The organism is Streptomyces sp. 147326, assembly GCF_045000215.1.
GTDB lineage: Bacteria > Actinomycetota > Actinomycetes > Streptomycetales > Streptomycetaceae > Streptomyces.
In genome coordinates this window covers 8,356,229-8,379,357 of the sequence record NZ_CP134201.1, presented here as the reverse complement: position 1 = coordinate 8,379,357, position 23,129 = coordinate 8,356,229, and the positions used below count along the sequence as shown (strand labels likewise).

The 23,129-nt window shown below is 71.9% G+C and carries 24 protein-coding genes and 3 pseudogenes; 13 read left to right on the top strand and 14 right to left on the bottom strand.

Annotated elements, in window-relative coordinates; translation table 11 throughout:
* Positions 1-4: 4 nt before the first annotated feature.
* Complete coding sequence (locus RIU97_RS38740; RefSeq protein ID WP_404962157.1) at positions 5-940, bottom strand: phosphotransferase family protein; 936 nt, start codon at positions 938-940, stop codon at positions 5-7.
* 209 nt (positions 941-1,149) lie between these two features.
* Here RIU97_RS38740 and RIU97_RS38735 point away from each other — a divergent pair, with 209 nt between their 5' ends.
* The 5 genes and pseudogenes from RIU97_RS38735 to RIU97_RS38715 all read left to right on the top strand — a co-directional run.
* Positions 1,150-1,305, top strand: a complete 156-nt coding sequence (locus RIU97_RS38735; protein WP_319720869.1) for a DUF6131 family protein — start codon at positions 1,150-1,152, stop codon at positions 1,303-1,305.
* 204 nt (positions 1,306-1,509) lie between these two features.
* Positions 1,510-2,850, top strand: a complete 1,341-nt coding sequence (locus tag RIU97_RS38730) for an LCP family protein (protein ID WP_404962156.1) — start codon at positions 1,510-1,512, stop codon at positions 2,848-2,850.
* 202 nt (positions 2,851-3,052) lie between these two features.
* Positions 3,053-5,143 carry a SpoIIE family protein phosphatase gene (locus tag RIU97_RS38725; protein ID WP_404962155.1) on the top strand — a complete coding sequence of 697 codons (2,091 nt, stop codon included), beginning with the start codon at positions 3,053-3,055 and terminating at the stop codon, positions 5,141-5,143.
* Positions 5,144-5,284: 141 nt separating this feature from the next.
* Entirely contained in the window at positions 5,285-5,929 is a 645-nt protein-coding gene (locus RIU97_RS38720; RefSeq protein ID WP_404962154.1) for a hypothetical protein, read from the top strand.
* A gap of 36 nt (positions 5,930-5,965) precedes the next feature.
* Positions 5,966-6,151: pseudogene (locus RIU97_RS38715) on the top strand (glycoside hydrolase family 15 protein); the annotation flags it as partial.
* Here the strand turns inward: RIU97_RS38715 and RIU97_RS38710 are convergent.
* A complete protein-coding gene (locus RIU97_RS38710) occupies positions 6,148-6,807 on the bottom strand; it encodes a class I SAM-dependent methyltransferase (protein WP_404962153.1) in 660 nt (219 codons plus the stop codon). The pseudogene RIU97_RS38715 and the gene RIU97_RS38710 overlap by 4 nt on opposite strands.
* Before the next feature lie 199 nt (positions 6,808-7,006).
* A pseudogene (locus tag RIU97_RS38705) lies at positions 7,007-7,552 on the bottom strand (FAD-dependent monooxygenase); the annotation flags it as partial.
* Between RIU97_RS38705 and RIU97_RS38700 the strand changes: the two are divergent.
* Entirely contained in the window at positions 7,455-8,144 is a 690-nt protein-coding gene (locus RIU97_RS38700) for a TetR/AcrR family transcriptional regulator (RefSeq protein WP_404962152.1), read from the top strand. The pseudogene RIU97_RS38705 and the gene RIU97_RS38700 overlap by 98 nt on opposite strands.
* A 260-nt stretch (positions 8,145-8,404) precedes the next feature.
* On the opposite strand, the gene RIU97_RS38695 is transcribed toward RIU97_RS38700, so the two are convergent.
* The 4 genes from RIU97_RS38695 to RIU97_RS38680 form a co-directional block, all read right to left on the bottom strand.
* On the bottom strand, positions 8,405-9,673 hold the full coding sequence (locus RIU97_RS38695; RefSeq protein ID WP_404962151.1) for a S1 RNA-binding domain-containing protein: 1,269 nt from the start codon (positions 9,671-9,673) through the stop codon (positions 8,405-8,407).
* A gap of 66 nt (positions 9,674-9,739) precedes the next feature.
* Positions 9,740-10,567, bottom strand: coding sequence for an alpha/beta fold hydrolase (locus RIU97_RS38690; protein ID WP_404962150.1), 828 nt, complete (start codon positions 10,565-10,567; stop codon positions 9,740-9,742).
* A complete protein-coding gene (locus tag RIU97_RS38685) occupies positions 10,564-11,196 on the bottom strand; it encodes a TetR/AcrR family transcriptional regulator (protein WP_404962149.1) in 633 nt (210 codons plus the stop codon). The genes RIU97_RS38690 and RIU97_RS38685 overlap by 4 nt, the downstream gene beginning before the upstream one ends.
* 118 nt (positions 11,197-11,314) lie before the next feature.
* A complete protein-coding gene (locus RIU97_RS38680; RefSeq protein WP_404963090.1) occupies positions 11,315-12,298 on the bottom strand; it encodes an aldo/keto reductase in 984 nt (327 codons plus the stop codon).
* A 111-nt stretch (positions 12,299-12,409) separates the two neighbouring features.
* Between RIU97_RS38680 and RIU97_RS38675 the strand changes: the two genes are divergently transcribed.
* On the top strand, positions 12,410-13,042 hold the full coding sequence (locus RIU97_RS38675; RefSeq protein WP_404962148.1) for a TetR family transcriptional regulator: 633 nt from the start codon (positions 12,410-12,412) through the stop codon (positions 13,040-13,042).
* Between the two features lie 96 nt (positions 13,043-13,138).
* Here RIU97_RS38675 and RIU97_RS38670 read toward each other — a convergent pair whose 3' ends face one another.
* The gene (locus RIU97_RS38670) at positions 13,139-14,125 is read right to left on the bottom strand and encodes a helix-turn-helix domain-containing protein (RefSeq protein WP_404962147.1); all 987 of its coding nucleotides are present in this window, start codon (positions 14,123-14,125) and stop codon (positions 13,139-13,141) included.
* Between the two features lie 96 nt (positions 14,126-14,221).
* Between RIU97_RS38670 and RIU97_RS38665 the strand changes: the two genes are divergently transcribed.
* Entirely contained in the window at positions 14,222-15,253 is a 1,032-nt protein-coding gene (locus tag RIU97_RS38665; protein ID WP_404962146.1) for a saccharopine dehydrogenase family protein, read from the top strand.
* A 43-nt stretch (positions 15,254-15,296) separates the two neighbouring features.
* On the opposite strand, the gene RIU97_RS38660 is transcribed toward RIU97_RS38665, so the two are convergent.
* From RIU97_RS38660 to RIU97_RS38645, 4 genes are all read right to left on the bottom strand, one after another.
* Complete coding sequence (locus RIU97_RS38660) at positions 15,297-16,559, bottom strand: PP2C family protein-serine/threonine phosphatase (protein ID WP_404962145.1); 1,263 nt, start codon at positions 16,557-16,559, stop codon at positions 15,297-15,299.
* Positions 16,560-16,691: 132 nt separating this feature from the next.
* Positions 16,692-17,213, bottom strand: a complete 522-nt coding sequence (locus RIU97_RS38655; RefSeq protein ID WP_404962144.1) for a DUF3291 domain-containing protein — start codon at positions 17,211-17,213, stop codon at positions 16,692-16,694.
* A gap of 32 nt (positions 17,214-17,245) precedes the next feature.
* Positions 17,246-17,953 (bottom strand): helix-turn-helix transcriptional regulator, encoded by a 708-nt coding sequence (locus RIU97_RS38650; protein ID WP_404962143.1) that lies wholly within the window; start codon positions 17,951-17,953, stop codon positions 17,246-17,248.
* Between the two features lie 87 nt (positions 17,954-18,040).
* Positions 18,041-18,550 carry a hypothetical protein gene (locus RIU97_RS38645; protein ID WP_404962142.1) on the bottom strand — a complete coding sequence of 170 codons (510 nt, stop codon included), beginning with the start codon at positions 18,548-18,550 and terminating at the stop codon, positions 18,041-18,043.
* 240 nt (positions 18,551-18,790) lie between these two features.
* Between RIU97_RS38645 and RIU97_RS38640 the strand changes: the two genes are divergently transcribed.
* The 4 genes from RIU97_RS38640 to RIU97_RS38625 all read left to right on the top strand — a co-directional run bounded on the left by RIU97_RS38640 (position 18,791) and on the right by RIU97_RS38625 (position 21,083).
* Positions 18,791-19,153 carry a hypothetical protein gene (locus RIU97_RS38640; RefSeq protein ID WP_404962141.1) on the top strand — a complete coding sequence of 121 codons (363 nt, stop codon included), beginning with the start codon at positions 18,791-18,793 and terminating at the stop codon, positions 19,151-19,153.
* A gap of 8 nt (positions 19,154-19,161) precedes the next feature.
* Positions 19,162-19,770, top strand: coding sequence for a hypothetical protein (locus RIU97_RS38635; protein ID WP_404962140.1), 609 nt, complete (start codon positions 19,162-19,164; stop codon positions 19,768-19,770).
* The gene (locus RIU97_RS38630; RefSeq protein ID WP_404963089.1) at positions 19,767-20,255 is read left to right on the top strand and encodes a barstar family protein; all 489 of its coding nucleotides are present in this window, start codon (positions 19,767-19,769) and stop codon (positions 20,253-20,255) included. Before RIU97_RS38635 ends, RIU97_RS38630 begins: the two co-directional genes overlap by 4 nt.
* 153 nt (positions 20,256-20,408) lie before the next feature.
* Complete coding sequence (locus RIU97_RS38625) at positions 20,409-21,083, top strand: DUF998 domain-containing protein (RefSeq protein WP_404962139.1); 675 nt, start codon at positions 20,409-20,411, stop codon at positions 21,081-21,083.
* A 122-nt stretch (positions 21,084-21,205) separates the two neighbouring features.
* Here RIU97_RS38625 and RIU97_RS38620 read toward each other — a convergent pair whose 3' ends face one another.
* Positions 21,206-21,688, bottom strand: coding sequence for a hypothetical protein (locus tag RIU97_RS38620; protein ID WP_404962138.1), 483 nt, complete (start codon positions 21,686-21,688; stop codon positions 21,206-21,208).
* A 51-nt stretch (positions 21,689-21,739) separates the two neighbouring features.
* On the opposite strand from RIU97_RS38620, the pseudogene RIU97_RS38615 reads away from it, so the two are divergent.
* Positions 21,740-21,925, top strand: a pseudogene (locus RIU97_RS38615) (hypothetical protein); the annotation flags it as partial.
* Positions 21,926-22,038: 113 nt separating this feature from the next.
* On the opposite strand, the gene RIU97_RS38610 reads toward RIU97_RS38615, so the two are convergent.
* Positions 22,039-22,992, bottom strand: coding sequence for a hypothetical protein (locus RIU97_RS38610; protein ID WP_404962137.1), 954 nt, complete (start codon positions 22,990-22,992; stop codon positions 22,039-22,041).
* Positions 22,993-23,129 lie beyond the last annotated feature (137 nt).

Below are 23,129 nucleotides of genomic sequence, written 5' to 3'. Positions count from 1 at the left end.
GCTGTCAGTCCCGGCCGAACCAGAACTCGGCGAGGGCGTCCAGCTTCGTGTCCGACGGCGCACCCAGTTCCCGCATGTACCAGGGCAGGTTGCTGAACACGTGCAGCAGGGTGTAGGCGAGCAGTTCGGCCGGCTCGACGCCCGTCCCGCTGCCACTGCCGTACGACGTGAGGAGCGTGCGCAGCAGGTGGCGGTCGGCTCGGGTGACGAAGAGTCCGACGCCCACGAACTCGTACGCGCGGTCGCCGATCATGGCCGGTTCGAAGTCGAAGAACCCGGTCAGGCGCCAGCCGTCGGGGTCCACCAGGAGGTGCTGCCGCATCACCTCGGTGTGCAGCAGGGCGCGCCGGGGTTCGCGCGGGAGCGGGACGGAGGCGAGGAAGTCTGGAATCTGTTCCAGCCATGCGTCGGCCAGTCCGTGGCCCTGCTGCTGTTCCACGGCGCCCTGCCGCTGTCCGTCGACGAAGGCGCCCCAGTCTCCGGGGCCGAGGACGTCGGCGAGCGGTTCGGGGTCCAGGGCGTGCAGCGCCGCCAGTGCCTCGCCGACCTCGGCCACCAGCCGCTCCCGGTCGGCCTGCGGTATCCGCGGCCAGGCGTGCGCCAGGCTCTCGCCGCCGAGCCTCGACATCAGGACGTAGCGCCAGCCGTTCTCGTAGGTGCCGGACTCCCGGACGTGCGGTGTCGCCACCGGCAGCCGTCCCCGCACGTGGGCGAGCACCCGTCCTTCGGCGACGCCGTCCCGGGCAGCAGCGGCCGGGAACAGCTTCAGGACGTGCTCGTCACCGACCGCGTAGACCGGCTGGGAACCGTCCTTGAAACGGACCAGGGGCGCTCCGCCCAGACCCAGGCGGCCGCAGAGGTCCTCCGCACCCGGCCGCATGATCGTTTCGTCAGGGACGACCGCGTCCCATTCCTCGTCCGTTTCCACCAAAGGCAGCATGATCGGGAACGTAGGCGGCGCGGACTGGCGTCACAACCGGGTTTTCCGGCCGCCGGAACCCGGGACCGAGACCGGCAGCCGTTCGGGTGTTTGCGCTGGTGGAAAACGGTGAGACGCCCTGTGCGCCGCGTTCCGGTAGGACCCGCCGCCGTGCACGCATCGCGCGTCCGGCATCGGGCAAGAGGCGGCTAGGGAGATGGGAGACCCTCATGATCGTGCTCGGAATCATTCTGCTGATCGTCGGGTGGCTGCTCGGTATCTCGATCCTGTGGACGCTGGGCATCATCCTGCTCGTCATCGGCGCCGTGCTGTGGATCCTCGGGGCCGTCGGACACGAGGTCGGCGGAAGGCGCCACTACTGGTAGCGGCTTCGCCCTTCGGCGTCGGCCGACGGCACGTTCACCCGTGCCGTCGGCCGACGTCCCGTCAGGAGGGACGAGGTCCCGTCGCAAGGGTGAAACCGGCGCGTACAGCCCCCTCGCTCGCGCAGAGGCCACGTAGAGTCGCGTTTTGAGCCGGGTTTCGTCCTACTTCGGGGATGTACGTTGCGTCGTCTCACTGTTGCTCTCGTGCTGCTGACCGCCCTTTCCTGCGGCTCCCTCCTGGGTCCGCAGGCCGTCTCGGCGGCCGTCCCGGCCGAGGGCGGGCCGTCGGGCAGCGGCAGCCGGGGCACGAACATCCTGATCGTCGGCATCGACAGCCGCGCCGGTCTCTCGGCGGCCGAGAAGAACCGGCTCCACGTGGGTGGCAAGGCCTGCAACTGCACGGACGTCATGATGCTCGTGCACGTCTCCGAGAGCGGGCAGCGCGCGAGCGTGGTCTCCATCCCGCGCGACTCCTACGTCGAATACGCCGGCGACACCACCACCGCCCGCAGCGGCAAGATCAACAGCGCGTACGCCATGGGCGGCGGCGCACTCACGGTGGCCACCGTCGAGAAGGCCACCGGTCTCCACATCGACCACTACCTGGAGACCGGCTTCAGGGGCTTCGAGCAGACCATCGACAATCTCGGCGGCGCGACCGTCTGTACGGACCGGCCCCTCACGGACGAGAACTCCGGCCTCGACATCGGCGCCGGCCGCCACCACACCAATGGGAACGACACCCTGCGCTACGTACGGGCCCGGCACGTCAACCTCCGGCCCGGGGACCTCGGTCGCGTCCGCCGCCAGCAGCGCGTGGTCAACGACCTCCTGGCCCGCCTCACCCTCGAGGGGGCCCTCGCCAGCCCCGTGCGCACGGCGCGGACGGTGCACGCCCTGCTGAAGTCCGTACGCACCGACGCGCGGACCGGGCCGGGCGACCTGATCCGCATCGGCTGGGCCCTCGGCCGCCTCCGTGCGGACCGGATCGAGTTCGCGACCGTCCCCATCCGGCTCTTCGACCACCGCGTACCCGGAGTGGGTTCCTCTCTGGTGTGGGACGAGGCCCGCTCCGCCGCGCTGTGGAACGCGCTGGGCGCGGACCGCCCGCTCACGGGCGACACCCGCATCCAGCCCGTCGCGAAGACCCCGGCGCCGACCGACCCCGCCGGCATCGCCGTCCGCGTGGACGACGCCACCGTCGCCGCGGCCTTGCGCCGCAACGGGTTCGTCGTCACCGACACCTCGCCGTCCGCACCGTCCGAACGCCCTGCGGGCCCCCCGGTCATCCGGTTCGCCGCCGGCCAGGAGGAGAAGGCGGCGACGCTCACGGCCGCTCTGCCCGGCTCCCGCCTGGAGGCCCGCCCGGATCACGGCGCGGTATTCGATGTCGCCGTCGGCACGCGGCCCGTCCTGGTCAAGACCGTCACCTACGACCGCAACATCGCCGATGGCGCCCCCGTCACCGGCGACCGCCTCCGCTGCGCCGACGGGTCCGCAGCCACGGGCCCCGCGGCCACCACCACGACCGCCAGTCGGCCGTAGAACGGGGGCGTCGGGGGGCGGGCCGGAGCCGCCAGGGCGACGATGAGAGGTGTGGACGAAGCGCAGCCGCAGCACGCGCCGGGTGAGCGGCCGCAGAAGCCGACCTGGGCGCCCTCCCGCTCCGTGGGCACCGGTACCGCCTGCCGCTGTCCGGGATTTCCGCGCCGCAGGGCCGGGGGCTCCCAGGAGGAGCGGGTACAGGATGCATGAGGAGATGCCGTTCGAGGATCTGATCAGCGGCGCCGCCCAGGACGCCGGCGGATGGCTGGGCGCGCTGCCGGTGGCGCTGATCGCCACCAGCAGTGAGGGGCTGGTGGTGCGCTGGAACCACGGCGCGCAGGAACTGCTCGGCTACACCCCGCCCCAGGTGCTCGGCCGGCACATCGCCGATCTGCTGCATCCGGGTGCCGACCGCAGCCTGGGCCGGTCCCTGTGGGAGACGACCGCCACCGGTCGCGGGGTGATGGGTACGGTGACCGCCTGGCACCGCAGCGGTCACCCGCTGGAGCTCGAGATCTGGGCCTGTCCCGTTCCCGACCGGCGCCACGGCGCCTCGGCGGTCCTGGTCTTCGCGGCGGACGCCCATGCCGCCCGCCGCATCCGCGGGTCCTCGGCGGTGTGGGACGGGTTGTTCGCCCGCTCCCCCGTCGGTATCGCCGTCCTCGACACACAGCTGCGGTTCCTGCAGGTCAACCCGGCGCTCGAAGCGATGAACGGTCTCGCGGAAGCCGCCCACGTGGGCCGGCGGCTGGCCGAGATCCTGCCCGAGGTGAACGCCGACGAGATGGAAGAGGCGATGCGGCAGGTCCTGGACACGGGTGAACCGGTCCTCGACCGGCGCCGCACCGGCCGGACCCCGGCCGACCCGGAGCGCGACCACGTGTGGTCGTGCTCGTACGTGCGCGTGGAGGACCCCGGCGGCCGGCCGATCGGCATCATCGCCTCGCTCCTCGACATCACCAGACAGCAGCGCGATCAGACCGAGGTCGAGGCGGGCCGGCGCAGGCTCGCACTGCTGAGCGAGGCCAGCTCCCGCATCGGTGGCAGCCTCGACCTGGAGCGCACGGCGCAGGAGCTGGCCGACCTCGCCGTCCCGCACCTCGCCAACGCCGTCACCGTCGACGTACTGGACTCCCTCGCGAGCGGCAACGAGCCGGGCCCTGGACTGGCCGGGGGCGTCGCCCTGCGGCGGCTGGGCAAGGCGCCGCTGACCGGCTCCCCCGTCACCCAGATCCTGGCGCCGCTCGGCAGGACCCTCACCTTCCCCGCGGCCGCCCCGTACACCCAGGCCCTGGCGGCCCGGCAGCCCTTCCTGATCGCCCACCTCGACGAACGGACCGTCGCCACGGCCTCCCGCCACACCTCCAAGCCCGCGCAACTGCTCGAGACGGGCGTTCACTCGTTCATGATGATCCCGCTCGTCGCGCGGGACGTGGTCCTCGGCGTCGCGACCTTCTACCGCGCCCGGCCCGGCGGTGCCTCCTTCGGGTCCGACGACGTCACGCTCGCCGCCGAACTCGCCGCCCGGGCCGCCATCAGCATCGACAACGCACGCCTGTACCACCACGAGCACGAGACCGCGGTGGTCCTCCAGCGCAGCATGCTCCCCCAGCACGTCACGCCTCCCCCGGGCATCGAGATCGCCCACCGCTACCTGGCGGCCAGCGACGTCAACGAAGTCGGCGGGGACTGGTACGACGTCCTCCCCCTCACCGGAGGCAGGGCCGCGCTGCTCATCGGGGACGTCATGGGTCACGGCATCGCGGCCGCCGCGGTCATGGGGCGCCTCTCCGCGACCGTACGCGCCCTCGCGCGCCTCGACATGTCCCCGACGGCGCTGCTGCACCAGTTGGAGGCCACGCTCGCCGATCTCGCCGAACCAATGCTAGCCACCTTCCTCTACGTGGTCTGCGACCCCGCCACCGGCCGCTGCACGGTCACCCGTGCCGGACACCCGCCACCGGCCGTGGCCGAGCCCGACGGCACCGTGTACCTCGTCAAGACCCCGCCCGGCGTCCCGCTGGGCGTCGGCGGCATCACCTTCACCACCACCGAAATCACCCTGCCTCCCGGCAGCCTGCTCGTCCTCTACACCGACGGCCTGATCGAAGCCCGCAGCCGTGACATCGACGAACGCCTCAACGAGCTCACCAGCCTGCTCACCGAGCCGCACCAGCCGCTGGACCACCTGTGCGACACCCTGATCGCGCACCTGGTACCGGCGTCCGCGGACGACGACATCGCCCTACTCGCCGCCCGCATCGGCACGACCCCCCACCGCCCGCCCGCCTGAGTGGCCACCGAGGACGGGCGCGTCCGACCGCCATGCACCTTGCGCGGTTCGGGGCCTGGCGCGCGGTCGCCCGAGCCGCCCGGGCCGAGAGGGGACCAGGATCGCCCCGCTCTGTCAGTGGTGGGCCGTAGCGTCTGGTGCATGGGTTTCACCAGCGCGTGGGCGATCACCAGCCACTCGGACGAAGACGTGGCCCGCCTTGCTCCGAGGCTGCTGCCCGCGATGCGGGCGGACCGCGTGCAGGCCGACGCCCAACGCCGCCGGCTGGAGTGGCAGCGCGCACCGCTCCCGGACCACCAGACCTGGTACGCGACTGCCGGAAGCCCGGATGCCGCGGCGACCAACGCCCACGCGGTGGAATCGTTCCGCGCGCTCATGGCGCCGGGCCGCCACGTCGACGGCGTCTGCGACGGCACCGCGGACCCTTCCTTCTACGTCGTGGACGACGTGTGGGACGGGCAGAGCCGCGACGGCATGTTCATCTCCGTCCACTCCAAGGACTACGCGGTCGCGTCCTTCTTCCACGCCGTGGGCCCGGCCCGCGCCGCCCTTCTGCCGGGCTGGTGCGGCAACTTCCTCCTCACTTCCACCGAAGTGCGCCGGCACCTGCCGCTGGTGGAGCGGGCCCTCTCCTTCACAGCGGCCGACCGCGCCGCCGCGCAGGCCCAGGACTGGCTGGACTACTCGGAGGGCGAAGAGCGTGTCCTGGACGGCCCCCTGCGGGTCTGGCGCACCGCCGCCCGGAGTGGCTCGGGCCTGTGCGGGCTGTCGGTCCACGTCTCCTGACCTTTCCGGCAGCAGGGGTGATCCGGAGGGGTCTACCTCGAGCAAGCCCGTTACTCCTTCGACAAGATGCCCACCTACGCGAACCACGTGGGGCTGTTCGTCGAGGAGATAGGCCCCACCGGCGAGCAACTGGGCAACTTCCCGTAGGCCTTCACCCACCTCGCCCTCATCGCCGCAGCCCTGGCGCTCGACACGGAACTCGACCGCGACGCGAACCGCTAGGACGGGTCCGGCCGTTCAGGTTCGCAGCGCATCAGGAGATGGCCGCGGCGATACCGTTCCTCCGTGAGCGGCTCGCGCAGCATCCGTCCGACCTCGACGAACCCGGCCTTGCGGGCCAGCCCCGCGAGGACGTCGATCGGCCACCGGTAGGCCGTCGTCACCTTGTGGTCGAACGCCTCCACCGGACCGCCCTCCGACTCGAAGAAGGCAAGCAGGAGGATGCCTCCCCCGGCCAGGACGCGGCGGAACTCGGCGAAGTAGGACGGGATGTCCCGCGGTGGAGCATGGATGACCGAGTACCAGGACACGATGGCGCCCAGCGTGCCGTCGGCCAGGTCCAGGGAGTCCATCGAACCGAGCTCGAACCGGAGGTCGGGGTAGGCCTCCCGGGCAAGGTCGATCATCACCGGCGAAAGGTCGACGCCGAAGGCGTCCAGCCCGAGGTCGCGCAGGTGTGCCGTCAGATATCCGGGACCACATCCCAGCTCGGCGACGGGCCCGGCATCAGCGGCTCGCGCGAGATCGGCGAACGCGGCGAGAACCGAGCGATCCAGCGGAAGGCCGTCGAGGCCGTTGCGGACGAGGTCCGCGTAGAGAACGGCAACGGCGTCGTAGGCATCTGACGTCACGCGGAGGTGCGTGGAGTGTTCGGTCACAGGGGACGACACTAAGGTGTGAGCGATCGAGTCCGGCAGGGCCGTGCGACGCCCGGCGGGGCAGGTGGTGGCGACCACCCGCACCAGGCCGCCGTACCCCTCGGCCACCGCCCAGGGTTTCGGCGCCGGTCATGGTGACGACGGCCTGGTGTCCGGTGATCTGCGGATCCGATCCGGGGAAGGCGAAGCCCGCGAGCTTGCGCACCGTACTGCGGCCGCCGTCGCAGCCGACGAGCCAGCCGGCGCGCAGCGTCCGGTCCGGCCCGGCGCCGACCGGGGCCGTGCGGACTGTGACCCCGTCGTCATCGGCGTCGAAGCCCGTCAACTCCACGCCCCGGCGCAGATCGACGCCGAGCTGTGCGGCCCGTTCGGCGAGCAGCCGCTCGACTTCCTGCTGGGGTACGAGGGCCACGTCACCGGCCGGCCCGGCCTGCGCGAAGTCGGGGTAGGCCTCGTCCAGCAGCGCGCCGCTGAGCATGATCCCGCCGAAGTGGCCGTCGCACTTGGGTGGCGTGCACGGGGGTTGTCCGCCCGATGCGCCGCCCGGCCGGCCGCGCATGAAGGCCCGGAACGGGTCGAGCGTGCGCTGCTGCACTGCTGCCATCGCGGGCAGCAGCCCGCGCCGGTAGACGGCTTCGGCGGTCGGCGTGTTGATCGCACCCGCCTTGATGGTCTGGTCCACGTCCGTACGTCGCTCCACGACGACCACCCGAGCCCCGCCGAGGCGGAGTTCGCAAGCCAGCATCAGCCCGACGGGGCCGCCGCCGGCCACCGCGAAGGAAGCACCGCTCTCCCTGCGCGAGCTCAAGAAGCGCGAGACCCGGCAGCGGATCTCCGACGAGGCGACGATGCTGTTCGCGGCACGGGGCTTCGACCACGTGACCGTGGCCGAGGTCGCCAAAGCCGCCCCCGTCTCGACGATGACGGTCTTCAACCACTTCCCGCGCAGGGAGGACCTCTTCCTCGACCGGATCCCCGAGGCCGTCGAGCTGTTCACGGCAGCGGTGCGCGACCGCGCGGAGGGCGAGTCCCGGCTCGCCGGCCTGCGCTCGCTGCTGCTCCGGCTCCTCGACCAGCGCCACCCGCTGGCGGGCGTCGGCGGCACCTTCCCGCACTTCTGGCGGATCGTGCTCGGCTCCCCGGCACTGCGGGCGCGGGCGCGCGAGGGCGTGGAGGAGGTGGAGAACGCGCTGGCCGAAGCGATCGGCGGCCCCGCCGCACGCCTGACGGCGGCCCTGACCGTGGCCGCGTACCGGGCCGTCTACGTGACCCGGCCGGCCGGCTGCTCGCCGGCGAGCGCGCGGCGGACGTGGCCGAAGACCACCGCATGCGGGTGAACGCGGCGTTCGACGCCCTGGAGCGGGCCCTGCCGGAGACGTTCGGAGGCGGGCCTGGCGGAACCTGAGCGTCATGGCAGCGCCCGCGACGGGTCCGAGCAGCCGCCGGCGTGATGCTTGCGGCCCTCACTGCGCCCGGTACAACTGGCCGCGGTTCAGTCGGCGCGCTTCCCCGTCACCTCCAGCAGCTGCGGCTCAACGCGGTTGCAGGCCGCCACCCGGGCCTGGCCGGGGGTGTCGGCGGTACACGGGCTCGTTGGTCACGGTCGTCGTGGATCTTCCTGCAGGGCTTTGAGGGACAGCGACACGCGTTCGCGGACCAGGTCGACGTCGAGGATCTCCGCGGTGATCTCCTGACCGACGGAGACGGCCTCCGAGGGGTGGCTGATGGGGAGCCATGACAGTTGGGGGATGTTGATCATCGCTGTGAAGCCTCCGATGTCCACGAACGTGACGCAGAAGTCGGCGATGTGGGTCACGGTGCCGGTGACGACCTGGCCTCGTTGAAGGGCCCGGGTCTTGAGGAAGGCCCAGTTGCGGTCGCCCGGCGTGGGATCGGTCCGCCAGCGGGCCCGTACCACTCCGTCGGAGTCCGGCATGACGGCGGTGAACAGGGGCACGCGTTCGTCGGCGTACATGGGCAGGAGCGCTGCCGCTCCCGCACGGGAGATCCGCGCGGTCAGCTCCGGGTACTCCTCCTCGTCGACGACGGCGCTGTGGATCCGGCCGTCCTCGTCCTGCCAGACGCCTTCGATCAGGCCGTCGACGGGCATAGCGCCCAGGACCGCGTCGATGTCGGAGGACAGGTCCGGCCACACGGACAACCGGGCGCGGGGAGCGAGTCCGGCGCGCACCGCGTCAAGGGTCTCGTGGGTGAGGCGGTGGAAACGGGAGACGCCTTCGATGGGCTGCTCCTCCAGGAGTCCCGCCTGGCACGAGACGACGGCGTAGCGCAGGTGCGCCCAGAACTCGTCGTCGCCCGGCCGCTGGACCTCTTCCCCGTCGGTCTCCCGGTCGGCCTCCACGTCGTGCGGGGACGCGTCCATGCGTTCCGGGAAGAGCCCGAGCGCACGGGCCCGGGCCTGCGCCTCCTCGCACGGGGAGCTGCTGCCGATGTAGAGGTACTGGTCCCATCCCACGTGCACCGCGAACGCGCCCTCCGCCTCCAGCCGGCACCAGGCACCGCCGTCGCGCAGCATGACCCGCACCAGCGCGAGCGCGGTATCGAGCGGAACCTCCGCACCATCGTGGAAGCCCGCCCGGCCGGAGGGACCGCTGGGGAAGAGTTCGTCCAGTCCGTAGCCCTCCATGGGCGGCTCGGCACCGAAGTGCACGAAGGACGCGATCTGCGGCTCGCGTATGGACAGACGGTCGATGCCGGAGTCGAGGGCGAACGCCTCGATCGCCTGGAGGTAGGCCGCCTCGACCTCGCCATGATCGCTGACGCAGTCCTCGGGGCCGGTGTAGCAGCCGCGTTCGTCGCGGTCGGCGGGGTCGTACTTGGTGACGCAGTAGACGTAGGGGAGCACGCCCCCATCCTCCCTTCCCGCAGGAAACCGGCGTCGCCCGGGTCTGTCGGCGCCGGCGTGCACCCCCTATCGGGCGCCCAGCACCTCCACGAGCCGCCGCCCGAACTCTTCCGGGCAGTCGGTGTAGCCACTGTGCCCGCCCGGGAATTCGGTCACCTCGAGGCCCAGCCGGTCCGCCAGCTCCGCGGCCGGGCGGTACGGCAGGTGCCCCCTGGTGTCGCGGCCCGCGGCCAGCACCAGGCGTTCGGACACCGCGGCGAGGGCGGCCTCGTCGGGGACGTAGGACGTGAACTGCCGCAGCTCGTGTTCCAGGAAGAGCGGGAAGTTCGCGTTCAGCCGGCCGATCATCTCGGCGGTGCGCGGCGGCAGTCCGGCCGGGTCGGGCATGGGCTTCAGGGTGCCGCCGATCCCGTCGAGGAAGTACGCCGCCGCGGCGCCGAGGCCGCCGGCGCGGAAGGCCTCGTAGACCCTTTCGAAGAACAGCTGCTCCTCGGCGTCCGGCAGCAGCCGGGCGCACGGCGGCTGGTCCGCGACGACCAGGCGCAGCCGTTCGGGGTGGCGGGCGAGCAGGTCGAGGGCGACGATCGCGCCCGAGCTGCTGCCGTAGACGTACGCCTCCTCGCCGGGCGGCAGGATGTGGGTGAGCAGGCGGTACGCGTCCTCGCTCTGGACGTCGACCCGCTGTTCCACGGGGCCGGAAGGGGCGAGCCGGCTGCGGGAGTAGCCGCGCGGGTCGAGGGTGAGGACCGTGTACCGCTCGGCGAGGACGCCGGCGATCCCGTCGAAGACGGCGGCGTCTCCGCCACCGGCCGGGAGCAGGAGCAGTACGGGTCCGCTGCCGCGCATCTCGTGGTGGAGGTCGGCTCCGGAGACCTGCAACGTTCCTGTTCTCATGACGTCTTGCCCTCGTCTTCCGCTGCTTCTGCTGCTTCTGCTGCTGCTTCTTCTTCATTCGTCGACGGCCAGTGCGTGAGTGTCACGTGGAGGGCGTCGACGGTCCGCCTCCAGGAAGTGCCGGTGTCCCTGGAGTGCCCGAATCCGCCGGTGGCTTCGAGGCTGCTGTAGCCGTGGAAGGTGCTGCGCAGGAGCCGGACCGCGTCGGTCACATCGGGTTCGCCGAGGCCGTAGGCGCGCAGCATTCCGTACGTCAGCTCGATGCTGCGCAGGTGTCCGGGAGAGGCGGCGACCCGCTCCGGGTCCAGCTGGATCTGGGTGGCCGCGTAGCGCCCGGGGTGGTGCAGTGCGAAATCCCGGTACGCGTCGGCGAACGCGCTGAGCGCGTCCTTCCCGGAGCGGCCGGCGACGGCCGTGCCGATGCGGTCGGCCATCTCGCCGGCGGCGAGCACGGCCACGCGGGCGCGCAGGTCCTGGACGTTCTTGACGTGCGAGTACAGGCTCGCGTCCTTCACACCGAAGCTCCGCGCGAGCGCGGACACGGTGACGTGGTCGAAGCCCACCTCGTCGGCGAGAGCGGCTGCGGCCCGGGTGACCCGGTCAGCCGTCAGTCCCACGCGCGCTGCCATGAGCCCCTCCATCCATGCCTAGGACCCCTAGGCATGGATCTAATATACATAGGCTCAGACGTTCAGACGTTCAGACGTTCAGACGTTCAGACGTTCAGACGTTCAGTCGTTCAGCCGTTCAGCCGTTCAGCGACTGCATCAGCTCCGGGGCGTAGCGGTCGCCCGAAGCCACGCCGTGGGGGGCCACGGCGTCGATGGCGGCCAGGTCCGCGTCCGTGATCGTCACCGCGGTGGCGGCGATGTTCTCCTCCAGGTAGCGGCGGCGCTTGGTGCCCGGGATGGGCACCGCGCCCTGCCGCAGGGTCCAGGCCAGCGCCAGCTGCGAAGGCGTGACCCCCTTCTCGGCGGCGAGACGGCGCACCTGGTCGACGACGGCCAGGTTGCGGCCGAAGTTCTCGCCCTGGAAACGGGGGTCGGTGCGGCGGAAGTCGTCGGCGGCGAAGTCGTCCGGGCTGGCGATCGCGCCGGAGAGGAACCCCCGGCCGAGCGGGGAGTACGCGACGAGCCCGATGCCGAGCTGACGCAGGGTGTCGAGGACGCCGTCGTGCTCGATGCCGCGCTCGAAGAGGCTGTACTCGGTCTGCACGGCGGCCAGCGGGTGGACGGCGTGGGCGCGGGCGATGGTGGCGGGCGCGGCCTCGCACAGGCCGATGTGGCGGACCTTGCCGGCGGCGACGAGCTCGGCCAGGGCGCCCACGCTCTCCTCGACGGGTACGTCCGGGTCGATGCGGTGCAGGTAGTAGAGGTCGATGTGGTCCGTGCCCAGGTGGCGCAGGGAGCGGTCGGCCGAGCGGCGAATGTACTCGGGCGTCGCGTTGTGACCGCGGAAGGCGCCCTCGTCGGTGAACTCGACCCCGGTCTTCGTGGCGATCACGGCGGCTTCGCGGCGGCCGGTGAGGGCCTTGCCGAGGAGCTGCTCGTTGAGGAAGGGGCCGTAGCCCTCGGCGGTGTCGAGCAGGGTGACGCCGAGCTCCAGGGCACGGTCGATCGTGGCCAGCGACTCGGCCTCGTCCGTGGCTCCGTAGTGGGCGCTCATGCCCATCAGGCCGAGCCCCTCGGCGCCGACCTTCAGCCCCTGGCCGCCCAGTGCGCGGATCTCCATCGCGGTCTCCATCACGGTCTCCCTCGTAAGTAACTAACTGGATAGATAGAGCATGCACCCCCCGCGCGCCAGATGTCAATAACCAGATAGTTACTTGCTAGGCTGCGGGCCATGGCAAGGGATTCCAGCGCGACCAAGGCACGGCTGCTCGACGCGGCCTTCTCCGAGTTCGCGACGTACGGCATCGCCGGCGCGCGGGTCGACCGCATCGCCGAGGCCGCGCAGGCGAACAAGCGGCTCATCTACGTCTACTACGGCAACAAGGAGCAGCTCTTCGACGCCGTGCTCCAGCGGGCGCTGGAGACGGGCTCGGAGTCCGTGCCCTTCGATGTCGACGACCTGCCCGGGTACGCGGGCGCCGTCTACGACCACCTGGTCGAGCGGCCCTCGCTGATGCGTCTGGTGCTGTGGAAGCAGCTGGAACGTCCGGGGAGCACGGACACCGAGGCAGCGTCCTACCAGGGCAAGATCGCGGCCGTGCGGGAGGCGCAGGATGCGGGCCGGATCGACGCCGGGACGGACGCCGCCGACGTGCTGACGCTGGTGGTGGCCATGTCGCAGGCGTGGTTCGGCGCGGTCGGCGGTCCGGCGGTGGGCAGTACCGCGGCGGGCGGCACAGGCGCCGGCGGTGCGGCGGCCGACGAGCCGGGTACCGGCTGGGCGCCCGAGCAGCTCGCCCGCCACCGGGCGGCGGTGGTGGAGGCCGTGCGCAGGATCACCGCACCGCACGGGGACGGGAGTTGAAGCCCTGCGGGGTCGCCGCTGGGCCTCCTCCCCCACACATCGGAGGGAAAGCCGCTCCCGGGGAGTCTCCGGCTGGGCGAACGGAGTGACGCCCGGTCAACTCCCTTCTCTCACCCCCACGGCGGGAAGCGGCTGGGCCCCGGGAGCCGTGCTGCGGAACGAGCGGCGGTAGCTGTCGGGCGGGACCCCGACGATCCGTTTGAACTGGCGCCGCAGTGTCGTGGCGGTCCCCATGCCGGCGGCGAGGGCCACCGCCTCGATGGTCTCGTCGGTGGCCTCCAACAGTTCCTGGGCGCGGCGTACGCGCTGGGTCAGGAGCCACTGGAGCGGCGTCTGGCCGATCACCGACCGGAACTGCCGTCCGAGATGGCGCGGGCTCGTGTTCGCCTTGCGCGCCATGTCGGTCACCGTCAGGGGCTGGTCCAGCCGCTGCTGGACCCAGGCGAGCAGGTGGGCGAGTACGTGGTCGCCCCCCGCCTGCACCGGCGTGGCCACGAACTGGGCCTGGCCGCCCGCCCGGTGGGGCGGCATGACGAGGCGCCGGGCGACGGAGTTGGCGATGTTCGCGCCGTGGTCGAGATGGATGAGGTGGAGGCAGAGGTCCACCGCGGCGGCCTTGCCCGCAGCCGTGAGGACGCTTCCGTTGTCCGTGTAGAGGACGTCGGGGTCGACGACGGCCAGCGGATGACGTGCGCTCAACTCCGCTGCGTGAGCCCAGTGGGTGGTGGCCCGCCGCCCGTCCAGCAGGCCCGCGGCGCCGAGTACGAACGCTCCGGTACACAGGGAGGCGATCCGGGCCCCCGCCGCGTGGGCCGCGCGCACGGCCTCGATCAGCTCCGCCGGCGGCGGTTCGTCGATGTCGGCGCACGCGGGCACGATCACCGTGTCGGCGCCGGCCGCGCGCTCCAGCCCGTGGTCGGGCTCGACCATGAACGGGCCGACCCGCACCGGGCCGGGCCCGCAGAGCAGCGCGTCGTACCAGCCCTCCGTGGCCTCGCGCGGAGGGTTGCCGAAGATCTCGTAGGCCACGGCCAGTTCGAAGTGCAGCAGGTGACCGGCGGTCAGCAGTGCGACAGTGGGCATGTCCGAAAGTGTATGCATGATGTCGTTCCAGACCATCACCGCCGGACGCCGCCCGCGCCGAGACTGGACCCACCAGAACATCGAGAGCGGGGAACGATGAGCGCGACAGCTGCAGTGGTGGTTTACGGGGCGACGGGGCACACGGGGCGGTTCGTCGTCGCCGAACTACGCAGGCGTGGCTTCGCCACCGTCATCTCCGGCCGTGACGCGGACCGGTTGGAGGCGCTGGCCGCCGAGTGGGGAGACGTGGAGGTGCGTCCGGCCACCGTGGACGACGCGGGCTCGCTGGACCGTGCCCTCGCCGGTGCGGCGGCTGTCGTCAACTGCGCGGGGCCCTTCGCGCTGACGGCGGGCCCGGTCGTGGAAGCGGCCCTGCGCGCGGGGATCCCGTACGTCGACGTCGCGGCGGAGATCGAGGCGAACGTCTCGATGTTCGCCGACCATGCGGAAGCGGCCCGGAAGGCGGACACGCCCGTGGTGCCGGCGATGGCGTTCTACGGCGGGCTGGGCGACCTGTTGGTGACCGCGGCGATGGGGGAATGGACCGCCGCGGACGCGGTGCACGTCGCGTACGGGCTGAACGGCTGGCACCCCACGCCCGGTACCCGGGTGGCGGGCCGGGTGTCCCACGAGCGTCGCGCGGGCCGCCGGGTGCGGTTCGCGGAGGGCGCGCTGCAGTACCACGACGACCAGCCGTGGGAGCAGGACTGGCTCTTCCCGGAGCCCGTGGGCCGACGGGCGGTGATCGCGGAGTTCACGATGGCCGATGTCGTCACCGTTCCCAGCCACGTGGCCGTGCCCGAGGTCCGTACTTACATGACGGTCGAAGCCGCGAGGGACCTCGCCGAGGAGGACACGCCCGCGCCGGAGCCGGTCGACGCCCTCGGGCGGTCGAACCAGACCTTCGTCGTCGACGTCGTGGTGAGCGCGGGCGGCGTCGAGCGTCGCGCCTCGGCCCGCGGCCAGGACATCTACGCGGTCACCGCTCCGCTGGCGGTGGAGGCCGTCGAGCGCATCCTGGCCGGGCGGACGCGCACGACGGGCGTGGCCTCGGCCGGCGCGATGTTCGACGCGGCGGAGTTCCTCCGGGCGCTGTCCCCGCACGTGTCGGTCGAGCTTCCGCACTGACCCGCTGGGGCGTGACGCCGGTGCGCGGGGTGGGGCTCGGCCGTCACAGGCGGAGGACGACCAGGGCCGCGTCGTCGGTGACGCCGACGGGCGGGATGAGGTCGGTCAGCAGGGCGTCGGCGAGGGCGTCGGGGTCGGCGGCGCGGTGTCGTGCGAGCGCGTCGGCGAGCCGTTGGAGGCCGACGTCGATGTCCTCGCGGCGGCGTTCGATGAGGCCGTCGGTGTAGAGGACGAGGACGGAGCCCTCGGCGAAGGCGGTCCGGGCCTGAGGGCGGCGGGTGTGTTCGGGCCGGGCACCGAGCGGGGGGTCGGTCGCCTGGTCGAGGAAGCTGACCGTGCCGTCCGGGTGGCAGAGTGCGGGCGGGGGGTGACCGGCGCTGCTGTAGGTGAGGGTGCGGTCTCTCCAGTCGATGAAGACCGACACCACGGTGGTGGATTCGGCGCCGTCGATGGCGCGGGCGTACAGCCCGAGGACTTCGAGGGCCTGGGCGGGGCCGACGACGACGCGGGAGGCGGCCGAGAGGGCGCTGCGGAGCTGGCCCATGACGCCGGCCGCCCGGAGTCCGTGGCCGACGACGTCCCCCACGGCGACCGCGGTGCGCTCGGGCATATCGACGAGGTCGTACCAGTCGCCGCACACGTTCAGGGCCGCGGTGGCGGGCCGGTAGCGGACGGCGGCCTCGTGGTGGCCGAGGGGGCGGGGCGCGGGCAGCATCGCCTCCTGGAGATGGAGGGCCACCTCGCGCTCACGGGCGTGGGCCTGCCGCAGGCGGGCGTTGACCTCCTGCAGCTCCAGGCCGCGGAGGTAGAGATCGGACGCGAGCTCCCGGGCACGGACCGTATCGGTACGGCTGCCAGGGCGGGCCCGGATGAGTTCGGTGACCTCTTCCACGCGGTGGAGGAGCAGCGCCACGCTGCCGTCGGGGGCGAGGACGGGGACGTTGACGGGGCTCCAGTACCGCTCCTCCCACACCCCGGGCCGGCTGGCGTGCTCCACGTCGTAGCGCTGCAGGGCCATGGCGTCGCGCTCCCCGGTGGCCGCGACCCGTTCCAAGGAGTCGCGCAGGTTCCGCATGCCGGTGGCGTCCGGATCGCCGGGGTTGTCGGGGAAGACGTCGAAGACGTAGCGGCCGACGAGCTGCTCGCGGGTGCGGCCGGACATGACCAGGAAGGCCTCGTTGGCGGCGACGTACACGAGATCGGGGGTCAGCAGCGCGACGGCACCCGGCAGGGCTTGGAAGACCGCCTCGTAGTCGATCCCGGATCCGTTCACGATCCACCTGTCCGCGCGCGTCCGTACCGTCATGGGTCTGCTCCCACGATAGGTGCGACCAGGGAGGTCGGGCCTGTCGCAGACCTCCGCCCTGGGCCGTTCGGGCCGCGGGGGCCGCCTGGGGATCCCAGCGGGGACGTCAGCCCGGCGGTGTCCCAGGTCCCTCTACGGCGTGCGGGCGACCTCCTCGGTCCGTGCCGGCCGCACGGCCCGAGGGTGCTGGGCGGCCTCGGCGGCGGTGTAGGAGGAGGCGAAGGTGAACGCGCGCGGGGACGGCCCGTGCGCCCGCAGATCCGCCAGCCGCTCCAGGGCCTCGCCGACGGTCGGGACGTGCCCGGCGGGAACCCACCAGAGCACCAGGTGCGCCTCGACGTGCCGTTGGAACCATTCGCGGCGACGGCGCACCACCTCCAGGTGCCCGCTGCGGTAGGCGAAGTCCCACAGAGCCTCCTGGGTCTCCCACACCGACAGGTTGACGATCACGTCCTCGCCCGCTGGACGGAGGCCGGTGGCATCGGCCTCCCCCTCCTCCACGAGCCGCCACACGAAGCCGGGCGACCCGTCGGCGGCGGCGTTGACCGGATCGAGCATCTCCACGAACGGCGCCATGCGAGGGTCGTCGAAGGGGTGGCTGAGCGTGGCGACGTTGAGCTGGGCGAGGTGTGCGGCATGCGTGGATGCGGTCATGGCCTCATCCCAGCACGACCTCTGTTTCTATGTCAATGGTCATTGTTTTTAGAAGCTTCGACCACCACACAGCACTCCCCGGGCCGGGCGTCCATGCGGGCGCGGACGGGACCGTCGGCTCCCAGCAGGCCCTCCAGCAGGGCGAGGTTCATGCCGCAGACGAGCGGCGGGAAGCGTTCGGCGACGGCGTGGAAGGGGCAATTGCGCATACGGACGACGCGTGCGGCCGCTGCGGTCGCCCCCTCGCCACCCTCCACGCACTCGGCGCCCTCAACGGGTTCCAGGTGCGGTTCGTAGCCGCGGGCAGCGAGCATTTCCATGGCCTCTTCGAGGCCGCCGCAGGCCCCCGCCGAGCCGCGCAGGGCCTCACCCCGGCGGCGCGCCGCCTCGCAGAGCCCGGCGTCCAGCCCGGCCTGCTCGGCGGCCTCGGCAAGCAACTCGGCGGCGGTGCGGTAGTCACGGGCGGGCAGCGACACCGACCGCTCGACCCGCGCCCGCGTGTACACCTTGGCGGGACGGCCCGCCCCCGGCCCCGAGCGTCCCGTCAGGCGGCGACTACCGCTCTCCAGCAGCCCGGCCCCGGCCAGCCGGTCCAGATGGTGCGCGGCGAGCGTGCGCGCCACCCCCGCCGCCTCCGCGGCCTCGTTGCGGCCGACCTCGCGGCCCTGGGCCACCACGTACTCGTACAGGCGGCGGCGCACCGGATCCTGCAACACGGCAATCGCGTCGATGTCCTTCATCTGACCATTCTAGAAACCACGCAGATTGGAGATAGAAAGGGCAGGTCGAACGCGTCACGAGAACGGGAACGGGAACCGGAACCGTCGTCACGTCCCCCGAACCGCGCCGGACGGAGGCAAGGCCGCAAGGGGATCCTCGGCGAGGTGGACGATGCGCCTGAGCGCCTCCTCGTAGGCGGCGCGCGGGAAGACGTACGGCCCCATGGCCAGATCGCCCCAGGCCGGGCGGTGGGGTTGGTGGAAGGAAGACCATGTGATGGTCTCGGGGGTGGCGGTGATGCGGGTGAACAGGGGCCAGCAGTCCCAGATGCCGCAGGAGCAGCCCAGCACCGCCGTCGCGTCGGTCGGCGTATGCCGCAAGTCCGGATCGGCGTCGCCGAGGAAATGGCGTACGGGGTCACGAAGGTCGGACTCCGCCAGTCCGGCGTACTGGCGGAACAGGAAGTCCTCTGTTTCTTGCGGCGTCCTCTCGCCGTAGTGCTTCTCCAGCACCCAGAGAGGACGCGTGGCATCTGCGGCATGGACACGCAGGTCGGACCCGTCGACGCGGATACCCCACAGCCGGGCGGACGAGTAGGTGAAGAACTCGATGTGCATGCGGATCATCCTGCTGGGCACCTGCCCGGAGCTTTCGCCCGGGTGGGCTGTGGGGGCGCCAGCACGCTGCGAGAGGATCGATGGTGTATCCGCGAAATTCGCGGGAGGAGTGGGCAAACAGGTGGACAGTGCCCTGCGGCACGCATCGGTAGGAGCGCTCACCGAGCTCGGGCGAAGCCACGACTACCGCGGCCGGGCGGACGCAGGCCGCGGCCTGGCGGCCTGGCGGCCTTTGCGGAGATGCCGGAGGCTGCCGGCCCGCTGCTGGAACTCGTGCGCGACGCGGGTGACACCCTCGTCACGCGCATGACTGCGCAGGCCCTGCTCCGGCGGAAGGGCCGGGCCGGACTGGCGGTAGTCGCCTCCGCGCCGGCAGCCGCCGACCGGAATCATCGCGATGGGATCTGCACCGCAATCGTCGACGTGCTCAGCATCCTCTCCTCCGACCTGGACCAGGCGGCAGAAGTGTCGGAAGAGTTGGCGCGGGTCGCTGACGACCACATCTCCCTGGGGGCTCGTCAGCTGCTCCACATCCCGGGTGAGATCGATCCCGTTCTCCGTCCCGAAGGGCGCGGGGCGGCTCCGGGTCCGGGTCCGGCATGATTCCCATCTTGAATGAGAACGGGAACCGTCGCGGGCAGGGCCGCTACAAACTGACGGACACGGGCAACGGCCATGTCTGGGGCGTCTGTTCCGAGGCCGATGGACTGTTCAGGGAACCCCGGCGCGGGACGTACGAACTCTTCGGCTGGGCTCCGGAGGGAGCCGAGGTGCGCGGCCGGGTCGGCAGCCGGGTATGGCTGGTGCCGGAGGACAGGGCCCTCGACGCCTGGCTGCTGGAGGACGCGGAGAGCCTCGGCGTCCTCGGCCGCCACCCGGGGGCGGACGGTCTCGTTCTCACCGGCCTGGACGACTACAAGGGCCCGCCCGAGGGACACCGGGCTCCTGTCCGACTCCACGACGGGTACCGGTGGCTGGGCTCCTGCCGGGAGTTCACCCGCGTGCTCCCGCCCGAGCACACAGCGCCCCCGCTCGTCCTACGGGGGCTCGCCCCGAGTGACCGGCTTCGGCAGGCACTGACGACGGGCACCCGGCGCACGCTGGACCTGGGGGAGGCTCGGCTCGAGATGCGGGACGACCGGGGCGAGCCGCTCACCGACCGACTGCTGCGGCGCCCACAGTCCGCACGTGGCGCCCGTCCTCCCGCGGAACGGATCTGATCGATCTGGAACTCGACGGAGATCTCGCACCCGTACCGGGATGTGCCCGGCCCATCTGGGAGCGCCGGCTCGCCGGACCGCCGGCCGGCCCTGGCGCCTGGGCCGGCCTCGACACCCGCGGGCGCGATGCCTGGCTCGATCTCGTCCGCGACCGGGGCTGCCGGCTCAAGCACGAGGACCGGCCGGCGGGCCACACGTACGAGCTCGACGGGCGGCACATCACTGACGGACCGGGGCTCTATCTGGCACTCGGCGAGGCCGTCAACGGGCCGGGCGGCTACTTCGGAGGCTGCCTGGACGCCCTGGTGGACTGCCTGCGCGGCGCCTTCGGCTACACCGCCCCCGCCACCCTGCTCTGGCGGGATGCCGCGACCGCGCGCGAGCACCTGTCCGGCGTCCTGGCCTCGGACGGCGAGATGTACGACCTGGTCGCCACGGTGCGCGAAGTCCTCGCCGAGGGCGGCATGCGCGTCACCTTCACGTGAACCCGCGCCGCTGCCCACCGCGACGGCCCGGTCGGTCAATCCGCGCAACGCGACCGGGACCACAGTGATCCAGCTCACACCATCCGGAGCGATGACTTCGCCGGTCGTCGTCGGTCAGATCGGCGACAACATCGGTGCGAGGAAGGCTCGGTCATGCCCCACACACTCAGCACACTCCATCACGTCACCCCTGCCGCGCCCGCATCGCGCCTTCGGGCGCCGGCTCTGATCGGCGGCGTGGCGGCGGGCCCGCTGTTCCTCGGCGCTGCCATCGTCCAGAGCTCCGCGCGGGACGGGTTCGACTTCACCCGCAACGCGATCAGCCAGCTGGCCCTCGGTGAGGCGGGCTGGGTCCAGACGGTGAACTTCCTCCTCGTGGGCGCCCTGTTGATCGCGGGGGCGGCCGGTCTGCGACGGGTGCTGGGCGGTGATGCGGGTGGCACGTGGGGCCCGGTCCTGATCGGCGTCTTCGGTGTCTCCTTCTGGGCCGCCGCGGCCTTCCCGTCCGACGCCGGGGCAGGCTTTCCCGTCGGAGCCCCGGACTCGAGCGTGCTCAGCGGGCACGGTGCCGCCCACATGGCCGCCGGGATGGTCGGGTACCTCGCGCTGTGCGCCGGGTTCGTCGTCCTGGCCCGCCCGCTCGCCGCCCGCGGGCACCGCGGCTGGGCCGTGGCCTCCCGCCTCGTACCGGTCGCGGTCCTCGCCGGCTTCATGGCCTCGGCCGCCTCCGTCCTCGCCTTCACCGCGGGCGCGGGACTCGGCCTCCTCTGGCTGACCGCAGTGACGGCCCGCCTGGCCATGACACCGGCGCCCCCGCACGCCGCCTGAGGGCGGCGACAAGTGGTCGGGTCCGAGCGCCGCCAATTGACCACCGGCCGAGGTTCACGATCCCGCCGACCCCACTCCTGACGGCCCCTTCATCCGCCCGAAGCCTGTGTGACGGACGTCGATCAGCGGGTGGGGAACGGCTCGAGGTCACGGTCCCACTGGTCAGCTACCTGAAGCAGGGTCTCCGTGTTCGCCCGGACCTCTACGAAGTACTGGTAGATGCCCGCCTTGTCCTCGCCCTGCTGCCAGGGAGGTGATGCCTCCAGGGACAGGTGAACGCGAATCACCGCCTCGGCCTCGCTTCGGGCGGCGAGGCTGAAGGCCAGGACCGGCTCGTTGAACCACGGGTCGGGGAACACATCGCCTTCCGCATTGGGGTCGATCACGGACACCGTCCCTGCGGCCACCCCGCGCAACCATGCGGCAACCTGGCGGGCCTCGTGGGTCAACAGACAGGGGTCGGCGAAGGACCAACTGCCCCCGCCAGTCGTCACCGTGCCACCGATGACCAGCCAGTTGTCGTCGTAGCGGTTACCCCGGACCGTGGCGAACTGATAGCGCAGCGGACGAAGCTCGACGCTGTTTGCACGGTCACGCAAGATCATGACCGCAGGATCCCACAACTCGCACCAGCCGCGCCGATATACCGTGTGGCCATGTCAGCGTTCATACAACAACTCCCCGCCCTGATCGGCGTGGTGATCGGCGCCCTCGGATCGTACGTGGCGACCACGCGCGGCGATCAAGCCCGCTTCCGTCGCGAGCAGGCGGCCCAGTGGGATGAGCGGCGGCTGACGGCCTATGCCGACTACGCCAGGTCGCTGAAGAAGAGCGTCACCCTGGGGTCCGCGCGCCACCTGCGGCGCCAGACGATCACCGCCACCGAGAACGCAGCGCACTGGGACCGGATCCGGATGTCGGCCGTTCGAGCCTGCGCGCCCCTACGCAGCGTGGCCTACGACAGCGGGGTGCGGGACCAGCGGACGGGATTGCCGTGGGGGCCGCCGGTCAGCCAGGATCCGTCCCCCAGTGGCTCCAGTTCGTAGGGGTGGGTCGCCTCACCTGCGATCTCGCCGATGACCGTGCCCGTGCTCACGTCGACCAGGTGGTGGCGGAACCACTCCTCCTCGTCCTCCCTCTCGCCGCCCAGGGTGACGACGGCCGTGTCCGGGGTCAGGTAGCCGCCGCTCCATTCCACGAAGGTCCCCTCCGGGTCGTAGCCGAAGGCCTCGACGGGGAGAGTGAAGAGCACGTCCCCGCTGGGGTGGCGGTGGAAGGCGACGTCCCCCTGCCCGTGGTCGACGGTCATGAACTGCTCCCCGCCCGGCGCCAGGTCGATCAGACAGCGGTCCCACCACGGGTACGTCACGAACTCCGGCTCGCCGTCGGCCCCGGCCGTCCCCCGGAGAATGACGGAGCCATCCTGGCCCTCACCGATGTCCAGGTAGATGCTGCCGTCCACGGGGTGCACGAGGTGGATGGCGCCGTGCCCGACCGTTTCCAGCTCCCGGCGGGCGAGGACCGCCCCGGTGTCGGCGTCGTACACGACCCACTGGTCCCCACCCCCGCGCCGCGCCATCGCGTCCGGCCGGTAGACCCACACCGTCCGGCCGTCCAGGGACAGCGCACAGCCGGGCTGGTGGCCGTGGGGCACGTCGGAGTGCGGTTCGAAGGCCGACGCCCACACCAGGTCGCCGGCGCGCGTGAGGCAGGTGACCCCGTTCAGTGTGGTGTACACGACCCGCTCCAGGTCGGGCCGGACGACCGACGCCACGACCTCGTCGCCGTCCTGCGGCCGGAACACCGCGGCGGGCTCCAGCACCCCGAAGGCGCCGGAGTCCACTACGTAGGCATGGATACGCCCGTCATGGTGGCGCGTGATGACCTTCGGAGCTCGGGCAGGAACCATCCGCCGAGGCTAACGCCCTGATCAGGACGGCAGACAGCCGGGCCCGGTGTGCACGATCCCGCCCATGCCGACTGCTCCCCACAGGAGTCAGCGGCCGCCGAAGCCGGGGTCCACCGGGTGGGCGTGGATCCCGAACT

Bases quoted from the DNA above. Each gene is read 5' to 3' on its own strand.
- RIU97_RS38670 (WP_404962147.1), bottom strand. From the start codon at position 14,125: ATGCCCACTGTCGCACTGCTGACCGCCGGTCACCTGCTGCACTTCGAA.
- RIU97_RS38625 (WP_404962139.1), top strand. From the start codon at position 20,409: ATGCCCCACACACTCAGCACACTCCATCACGTCACCCCTGCCGCGCCC.
- RIU97_RS38640 (WP_404962141.1), top strand. From the start codon at position 18,791: ATGCCGGAGGCTGCCGGCCCGCTGCTGGAACTCGTGCGCGACGCGGGT.
- RIU97_RS38680 (WP_404963090.1), bottom strand. From the start codon at position 12,298: ATGGAGATCCGCGCACTGGGCGGCCAGGGGCTGAAGGTCGGCGCCGAG.
- RIU97_RS38725 (WP_404962155.1), top strand. From the start codon at position 3,053: ATGCATGAGGAGATGCCGTTCGAGGATCTGATCAGCGGCGCCGCCCAG.
- RIU97_RS38620 (WP_404962138.1), bottom strand. From the start codon at position 21,688: ATGATCTTGCGTGACCGTGCAAACAGCGTCGAGCTTCGTCCGCTGCGC.
- RIU97_RS38660 (WP_404962145.1), bottom strand. From the start codon at position 16,559: ATGACGGTACGGACGCGCGCGGACAGGTGGATCGTGAACGGATCCGGG.
- RIU97_RS38665 (WP_404962146.1), top strand. From the start codon at position 14,222: ATGAGCGCGACAGCTGCAGTGGTGGTTTACGGGGCGACGGGGCACACG.
- RIU97_RS38720 (WP_404962154.1), top strand. From the start codon at position 5,285: ATGGGTTTCACCAGCGCGTGGGCGATCACCAGCCACTCGGACGAAGAC.
- RIU97_RS38685 (WP_404962149.1), bottom strand. From the start codon at position 11,196: ATGGCAGCGCGCGTGGGACTGACGGCTGACCGGGTCACCCGGGCCGCA.
- RIU97_RS38650 (WP_404962143.1), bottom strand. From the start codon at position 17,953: ATGAAGGACATCGACGCGATTGCCGTGTTGCAGGATCCGGTGCGCCGC.
- RIU97_RS38740 (WP_404962157.1), bottom strand. From the start codon at position 940: ATGCTGCCTTTGGTGGAAACGGACGAGGAATGGGACGCGGTCGTCCCT.
- RIU97_RS38645 (WP_404962142.1), bottom strand. From the start codon at position 18,550: ATGCACATCGAGTTCTTCACCTACTCGTCCGCCCGGCTGTGGGGTATC.
- RIU97_RS38735 (WP_319720869.1), top strand. From the start codon at position 1,150: ATGATCGTGCTCGGAATCATTCTGCTGATCGTCGGGTGGCTGCTCGGT.
- RIU97_RS38655 (WP_404962144.1), bottom strand. From the start codon at position 17,213: ATGACCGCATCCACGCATGCCGCACACCTCGCCCAGCTCAACGTCGCC.
- RIU97_RS38675 (WP_404962148.1), top strand. From the start codon at position 12,410: ATGGCAAGGGATTCCAGCGCGACCAAGGCACGGCTGCTCGACGCGGCC.
- RIU97_RS38610 (WP_404962137.1), bottom strand. From the start codon at position 22,992: ATGGTTCCTGCCCGAGCTCCGAAGGTCATCACGCGCCACCATGACGGG.
- RIU97_RS38690 (WP_404962150.1), bottom strand. From the start codon at position 10,567: ATGAGAACAGGAACGTTGCAGGTCTCCGGAGCCGACCTCCACCACGAG.